The following is a 6,507-nucleotide window of genomic DNA, read 5'->3' on the forward strand; positions in this document are numbered from 1 at the left end:
GGGAAGAGGCGCGATGCTCGGGCTTGAGCCCCGGGCATCGCGGAAACCGGCGCTTCACGCGATTCTCGGGTCGAAGCCATGCTTCGCCCGAGAATGACGGCTTGAGCTTAGCCGAGGTTCGCCGCCGTCGCCTTCGCGCCCTTGTCGAGCAGCGAGGCGAGATGAGCGGCTACCGGCTTCGTGAACCGCTCATCGCCCGGCAGGTCGGTGCCGAAGATCGCCTCGATGCCGGTAAGCGTCGCGACCAGGGCGCTCGCGTCGCGCCCGGCGGCTTCCGTGCGGCGCTTCAGTTCGGCAGCCAGCGGATCGCGGACGTCGATGGCGCCGCCCTTCTCGTCGGAGCCGGTGACGTAGCGCATCCAGGCGGCGACGCCGAGCGCGAGATGGTCGATCGGAGCGTCGGCCTTCAGCCGCTCGCGGATCGTCCCGAGCAGGCGCTGCGGCAGCTTCTGCGAGCCGTCCATCGCGATCTGCCAGGTGCGGTGGCGGATCGCCGGGTTCTGGAAGCGTGCCAGCAAGGCCTTCGCATAATCAGCCAGCACGACGCCCTGCGGCGCCGGCACCGTCGGGATGATCTCGGCCCAGAGACCCTGCAGGAAGCGGGCGAAAACCGGGTCGCCGCTGGCGTCCGCAACGGTCTCGCGACCGGCGAGATAGCCGAGATAGGCGAGCGAGGAATGCGCGCCGTTGAGCATGCGCAGCTTCATGAATTCGAAGGGCGCGACCTCGGAGACCATCTGGGCGCCGACTTCATGCCAGTCAGGCCTGCCGTCTGCGAAGACGTCCTCGATCGCCCATTGCCGGAAGGGTTCGCCGATGACGGGCGCGGCGTCGTCGACGCCGATCAGCCGGGCCACCTCGGCGATGTCTGCGTCGGTCGTGGCCGGAACGATGCGGTCGACCATCGTCGCCGGGAAGGCGCCGTTGGCCTCGATCCAGGCGGCCAGCCTGTCGTCGGTCAGCGCCGCGAAGTCGCGCACGAGGCCGCGCAGCACGTGGCCGTTCGAGGGGAGGTTGTCGCAGCACAGCGCGGTGAAGGGGCCAAGCCCGGCATCGCGGCGCGCCTTCAGGCCGGCGACGAGAATGCCGACGGCCGAGCGCGGAGCCTGCGGGTTGGCGAGGTCATGGACGATGTCGGGATGATCGGCCTTGAGGCGCCCGGTCGCCGGATCGTGGCAATAGCCCTTCTCGGTGACCGTGAGCGAGACGATGCGGGTCTCCGGCGCTGCCAGTCTCGCGATCAGGACGGACGGGCTTTCGGGCGCGACGAGCACGTCCAGAACCGAGCCGATGATGCGCAGCTCAGGCCCGGTCGGGGCCAGCTTGAGCAGGGTATAGAGCCCGTCCTGGGGCTTCAGCCGGTCGCGCTGGTCGGGGCGCTGGAGGCTGGCGCCGACGATGCCCCAGGCGCCGAAGCGCCTCTCGAGCGCGTCCTCGGTGTACTCCGCGAGATGGCCGCGGGCGAAGGCGCCGAGTCCGAGATGGACGATGCCGGGCTTGAGGGCGGCGCGGTCATAGGCCGGGCGGCGGACGGATGCCGGCAGGCCGGCGAGGGTGGGGGCAGAAAGGCGGGTCACAGCTTGTAGGCCTCCTTGGCGAGGCGATAGGCGAGGTCGTGGGCGACTTCCGCCGCCTCGTCCTCTTCCAGCCGGTGCTCGGCGACGAGCTTGGCGAGATAGGCGCAATCGGCGCGGCGCGCGACATCGTGGCGGGCCGGGATCGAGAGATAGGCCCGGGTGTCGTCGTTGAAGCCGACGGTGTTGTAGAAGCCGGCAGTCTCGGTCGTCAGCTCGCGGAAGCGCATCATGGCCTCCGGCGCGTCGAGGAACCACCAGCCCGGTCCGAGCTTCAGCGCCGGGTAGTGGCCGGCGAGCGGGGCGAGCTCGCGCGAATAGACGGTCTCGTCGAGCGTAAAGGCGATGACGGTGAGGTTGCGCTCGTTGCCGACGGCATCGAGCAGCGGCTTCAGCGCCTCGACATAGTTGGTCGCGGTCGGGATATCGCAGCCCATGTCGCGGCCGAAGTTTTCGAACAGCGCCGCGTTGTGGTTGCGCCAGGAGCCCGGGTGGATCTGGAGCACGAGCCCGTCATCGAGGCTCATCTTCGCCATCTCCGTCAGCATCTGGCCGCGGAAGAGATCGGCGTCCTTGGCGGAAACCTTGCCCTTCAGGATCTTGGCGTAGAGCTTCTCGGCATCGGCATCCGAGAGATTGGCGGTGCGCGCCGTGGCATGGCCGTGATCGGAGGAGGTGGCGCCGCGCTCCTTGAAATAGGCGCGCCGCTTGCGATGGGCGGCGAGATAGCCCGTCCAGGTGCCGATATCCTCGCCGGTCAGTTCGCCGAACTGTTCGAGGTTGCCGGCGAAGCCCTCGAATTCCGGATCGACGACGCTGTCGGGGCGATAAGCGGTCACGACCTTGCCGCCCCAGCCGGAGGAGCGGATCATGTCGTGCCATTTCAGGTCGTCGAGCGCGCCTTCGGTGGTGCTGATCGCCTCGATCCTGAAGCGTTCGAACAGGGCGCGCGGGCGAAGCTCGGGCTCGTCCAGCCTGGCGGCGATCTTGTCGTAGATCCGGTCGGCGCTTTCGGGCGTCAGGCGTTCGTTGACGCCGAAGACGGTCGAGGTCGCGTGCTCGAACCAGAGCCTCGTCGGCGTGCCCCGGAAGAGATGCCAGTGATCGGCGAAGAGGCGCCAGATCTTGCGCGGATCGGTTTCGACCTCGCCGCCGTCCTTGCGGGCGATGCCGAGATCCTCGAGCCGGACACCCTGCGAATAGAGCATGCGGAAGATGTAGTGATCCGGCTTGACGAAAAGGGTCGCCGGGTCCGGGAAGGCGTTGTCCTCGGCATACCAGCGCGGGTCGGTGTGGCCGTGCGGCGAGATGATCGGCAGGTCGCGGACGGTGGTGAAGAGCCGGCGCGCAATGCCGCGCGTCACCGGATCGGCGGGGAAGAGGCGATCGTCGTGCAACAGCATGGGCATCTCCATCGGTCGCGTGATCTCTAGAACCGGCCGCGGCGGGGGTCAATCGCCTGGTATACTAGTGCGCCAGACGCTCGCGCTGCCCGACGGGGATTGCGCCGGCACCGGGCTTGCGCTCCTCGCATCTCCCGCGCCATCCTCGCGCCGCAACGGCATCGGAGCGATGGATATGACGACGCGGCGTGATCTCCTGGCTGGGGCGGGACTGGCGGCGCTGGCGGCGCAGCTTCCCGTCGTGGCGTTGGCACAGGCGAAGGACAGCGTCACCATCGCACAGACGCTGGAGCCGCCGACGCTGGACCCGACCTCCGGTGCGGCGCAGGCGATCCGCGAGGTGACGCTGCAGAACATCTTCGAGGGCCTGGTGAAGGTCGACCGGACCGGCAAGCTGCAGCCCTGCCTGGCCGAGAGCTGGACGATCGCCGACGACAACCTCACCTATCGCTTCAAGCTGCGGCAGGGTGCCAGGTTCCATGACGATACGCCCTTCACCGCCGAGCAGGTGAAATTCTCCTTCGAGCGGGCCGTGGCGCCGGACTCGACCAATGCGCAGCGCCAGCTCTTCACGCCGATCGCCGAGATCGAGACGCCCGACCCGGCGACGGTGGTGATCAAGCTCAAGCAGCCGACCGCGAACTTCCTCTACGGCCTCGCCTGGGGCGATGCGGTGATCGTCGCGCCCGCGACAGCCGCCGGCAACAAGACCAACCCCGTCGGCACCGGCCCGTTCAAGTTCGTGCGCTGGAACCGCGGCGACCGGCTCGAACTCGCCCGCAACGACGGCTATTGGGGCGAGAAGCCGGCGCTGGCCAAGGCGACCTTCCGCTTCATGTCCGATCCGCAGGCGCAGGTCGCCGCGCTCCGGGCCGGCGATGTCGACGCTCACACCAATCTTTCGGCGCCCGAGGCCGTGCCGCAACTCAAGGCGGACCCCAAGCTCAAGGTCACGATCGGCGGCACCGAGGGCGAGACGGTGCTCGCCATCAATAATGGCAAGCCGCCTTTCGACAATCTCAAGGTCCGGCAGGCCATCGCCCATGCGCTCGACCGCAAGACCATCGCCCTCGGTGTCTACGGTTTCGACGTGCAGTTGATAGGCAGCCATTTCTCGCCGCTGCATCCCGCCTATGTCGATCTGACCGGCACCTACCCCTACGACCCCGCCAGGGCCAAGGCGCTGCTCAAGGAAGCCGGCTTCCCGAACGGCTTCAACTGCACGCTGAAGCTGCCGCCGCCGTCCTATGCCCGCCGCTCCGGCGAAATCGTCGCGGCGCTGCTGGCGCAGATCGGCATCAACGCCTCGATCGAGCCGCTGGAATTCCCGCAATGGCTTGAACGCGTCTTCCGCAACAAGGATTACGACCTCAGCATCATCGCCCATACCGAGCCGCTCGACATCGATATCTATGCGCGCGACGGATACTACTTCCAGTACAAGGACCCCGAGTTCAAGGCGCTGATCGCCAAGATCGCGGTGACGCTGGACGAGAGTCAGCGCAACGCCCTCTACAAGCAGGCGCAGGAAAAGCTCGCGCGCGACGCGGTCAACGGCTTCCTGTTCATCCTGCCGAAGATCACGGTCGCCAATGCCGCGCTCGAAGGCATGTGGACCGACTGGCCCCTGCCGGTGACGCCGCTGGCGGAGCTGCGCTGGCGGTGAGGCCGCCGGCAGACGGCGGAACGCCATGATCGGCTACGTCACGCGCCGGCTCGTCGCGCTGGTGCTCACATTGCTCGCCGCGGCGCTCGTCATCTTCGTCGTGCTGGAGGTGCTGCCGGGCGACCCGGCGGCGGTGACGCTCGGCCTCAATGCCGCGCCGGAAGCGTTGGCCGCTCTCAGGGCCGAGATGGGGCTCGACAAGCCGGCGGCGCTGCGCTTCGTGCTCTGGCTCGGCGGGCTCGCCACGGGCGATCTCGGCCTGAGCTACACCTATCGCGTGCCGGTGGCGCAGCTCATCGCCGAGCGCATGGCGGTGACGCTGCCGCTCGCGCTGATGGCGATCGGCCTTGCGACCGCGATCGGCATTCCGCTCGGCATGCTCGCCGCGTCGCGCCGCGGCCACCTCGCCGATGCCGGCGTGATGGCCTTCGCCCAGGCCGGGCTCGCCATTCCGAATTTCTGGTTCGGCCTTCTGCTCGTGCTCGTCTTCGCGGTCGGGCTCGGCTGGCTGCCGGCCGGCGGCTTTCCGGGCTGGCAGGCGGGCTTCGGCACGGCTCTGAAGGCGCTCCTCATGCCGGCACTCGCCCTGGCGTTGCCGCAGGCTGCGATCATCGCGCGGGTGACGCGCTCGGCCATGCTCGACACGCTGCAGGAGGATTTCGTCCGCACCGCCCGCGCCAAGGGCCTCAGCGAGGCCACGACGATGCGCCGGCACGCGCTGCGCAATGCGCTGATCCCGGTCGTCACCATCCTGGGCCTTCAGTTCTCGGTCCTGATCGCAGGCGCCATCATCATCGAAAACGTCTTCGCCTTGCCGGGGCTGGGCCGGCTCGTCTTCCAGGCCATCGCGCAGCATGACCTGATCGTGGTCAAGGACCTCGTCATGCTCTTCGCCGGGCTGGCGATCCTGATCAATTTCGCGGTCGAGCTGCTCTACGGGCTGATCGATCCGCGGCTGAGGCAGGCATGAGCGCGGTTCAGGACAAGGCCCCGGGCGGCCGCCGGCACTGGTGGCTGGCGCCATCCTTCGTGATCGGCGCGGTACTAGCCTTGCTTGTCGCCGCCGCCGCCCTGCTTTCCTATGTCTGGACGCCCCATCCGCCGACGCAGATGGCGATCCTGAACAGGCTGAAGGGGCCGTCCGCAGCGAACTGGTTCGGCACCGACCAGTTTGGCCGCGACGTCTTCTCGATGATCATGGTCGGCGCGCGGAATTCGCTCGCGGTGGGGCTGGGCGCGGTCGGCATCGGGATGGTGCTGGGCACGACACTGGGCCTGATCGCCTCCGTTCGGCGCGACGGCATCCTCGACAACGTCATCATGCGCACGGCCGATTTCACCCATGCCTTTCCGGCCGTGCTGACCGCGATCATGATGACAGCCATCGCCGGGCCGGGCATGCTCAACGCCATCGTCGCCATCGCCGTGCTGAACCTGCCCTATTTCGCGCGGCTCGCGCGTGGCGCCGCGCTTCAGGTCTGGGCGCAGGACTTCATCCAGGCGTCGCGGGCGGCGGGGCTCAACAACCGGCAGCTCATCCTGCGCCATGTCCTGCCCAACATCGCCGGTATATTGGTGGTGCAGGCGACGATCCAGTTCGCGCTCGCGGTGCTGGCCGAGGCTGGACTGTCCTATCTCGGGCTCGGCACGCAGCCGCCGAACCCGTCCTGGGGCCGGATGCTCAACGAAGCCCAGACCTTCATGGCGACGCAGCCCTGGCTTGCGATCTTTCCGGGTGCCGCAATCGCGCTGACCGTGCTGGGCTTCAACCTGCTGGGCGACGGCCTGCGCGATGCCGTCGATCCGCGCCTGCGCCGCACCCGGTGACCATCGAGGATATTGAATGAGCGATCTTGCCGATCTG

At 68.1% G+C, this 6,507-nt stretch carries 5 protein-coding genes; 3 read left to right on the top strand and 2 right to left on the bottom strand.

Features of this window, described 5'->3' with window-relative positions:
• Window positions 1–107: 107 nt before the first annotated feature.
• A complete protein-coding gene (locus ACIPIA_RS00075; protein WP_400505452.1) occupies window positions 108–1,577 on the bottom strand; it encodes a mannitol dehydrogenase family protein in 1,470 nt (489 codons plus the stop codon).
• Window positions 1,574–2,983 carry a glucuronate isomerase gene (uxaC, locus tag ACIPIA_RS00080; protein WP_400505454.1) on the bottom strand — a complete coding sequence of 470 codons (1,410 nt, stop codon included), beginning with the start codon at window positions 2,981–2,983 and terminating at the stop codon, window positions 1,574–1,576. Before uxaC ends, ACIPIA_RS00075 begins: the two co-directional genes overlap by 4 nt.
• A 169-nt stretch (window positions 2,984–3,152) precedes the next feature.
• On the opposite strand from uxaC, the gene ACIPIA_RS00085 reads away from it, so the two are divergent.
• From ACIPIA_RS00085 to ACIPIA_RS00095, 3 genes are read left to right on the top strand one after another with little or no spacing between them, the layout of a single operon-like run.
• Window positions 3,153–4,643, top strand: coding sequence for an ABC transporter substrate-binding protein (locus tag ACIPIA_RS00085; RefSeq protein ID WP_400505456.1), 1,491 nt, complete (start codon window positions 3,153–3,155; stop codon window positions 4,641–4,643).
• 25 nt (window positions 4,644–4,668) lie between these two features.
• Window positions 4,669–5,613 carry an ABC transporter permease gene (locus ACIPIA_RS00090; RefSeq protein WP_400505458.1) on the top strand — a complete coding sequence of 315 codons (945 nt, stop codon included), beginning with the start codon at window positions 4,669–4,671 and terminating at the stop codon, window positions 5,611–5,613.
• Window positions 5,610–6,470, top strand: coding sequence for an ABC transporter permease (locus ACIPIA_RS00095; RefSeq protein ID WP_400505460.1), 861 nt, complete (start codon window positions 5,610–5,612; stop codon window positions 6,468–6,470). Before ACIPIA_RS00090 ends, ACIPIA_RS00095 begins: the two co-directional genes overlap by 4 nt.
• Window positions 6,471–6,507: the final 37 nt, after the last annotated feature.

The sequence above is a fragment of the Allobosea sp. CER48 genome (assembly GCF_044752385.1).
Classification (GTDB): domain Bacteria; phylum Pseudomonadota; class Alphaproteobacteria; order Rhizobiales; family Beijerinckiaceae; genus Allobosea.

What these genes read in the sequence shown, in the direction of transcription:
- ACIPIA_RS00085 (WP_400505456.1), top strand. Translation starts at nt 3,153, where the DNA reads ATGACGACGCGGCGTGATCTCCTGGCTGGGGCGGGACTGGCGGCGCTG.
- ACIPIA_RS00095 (WP_400505460.1), top strand. Translation starts at nt 5,610, where the DNA reads ATGAGCGCGGTTCAGGACAAGGCCCCGGGCGGCCGCCGGCACTGGTGG.
- ACIPIA_RS00090 (WP_400505458.1), top strand. Translation starts at nt 4,669, where the DNA reads ATGATCGGCTACGTCACGCGCCGGCTCGTCGCGCTGGTGCTCACATTG.
- uxaC (WP_400505454.1), bottom strand. Translation starts at nt 2,983, where the DNA reads ATGCCCATGCTGTTGCACGACGATCGCCTCTTCCCCGCCGATCCGGTG.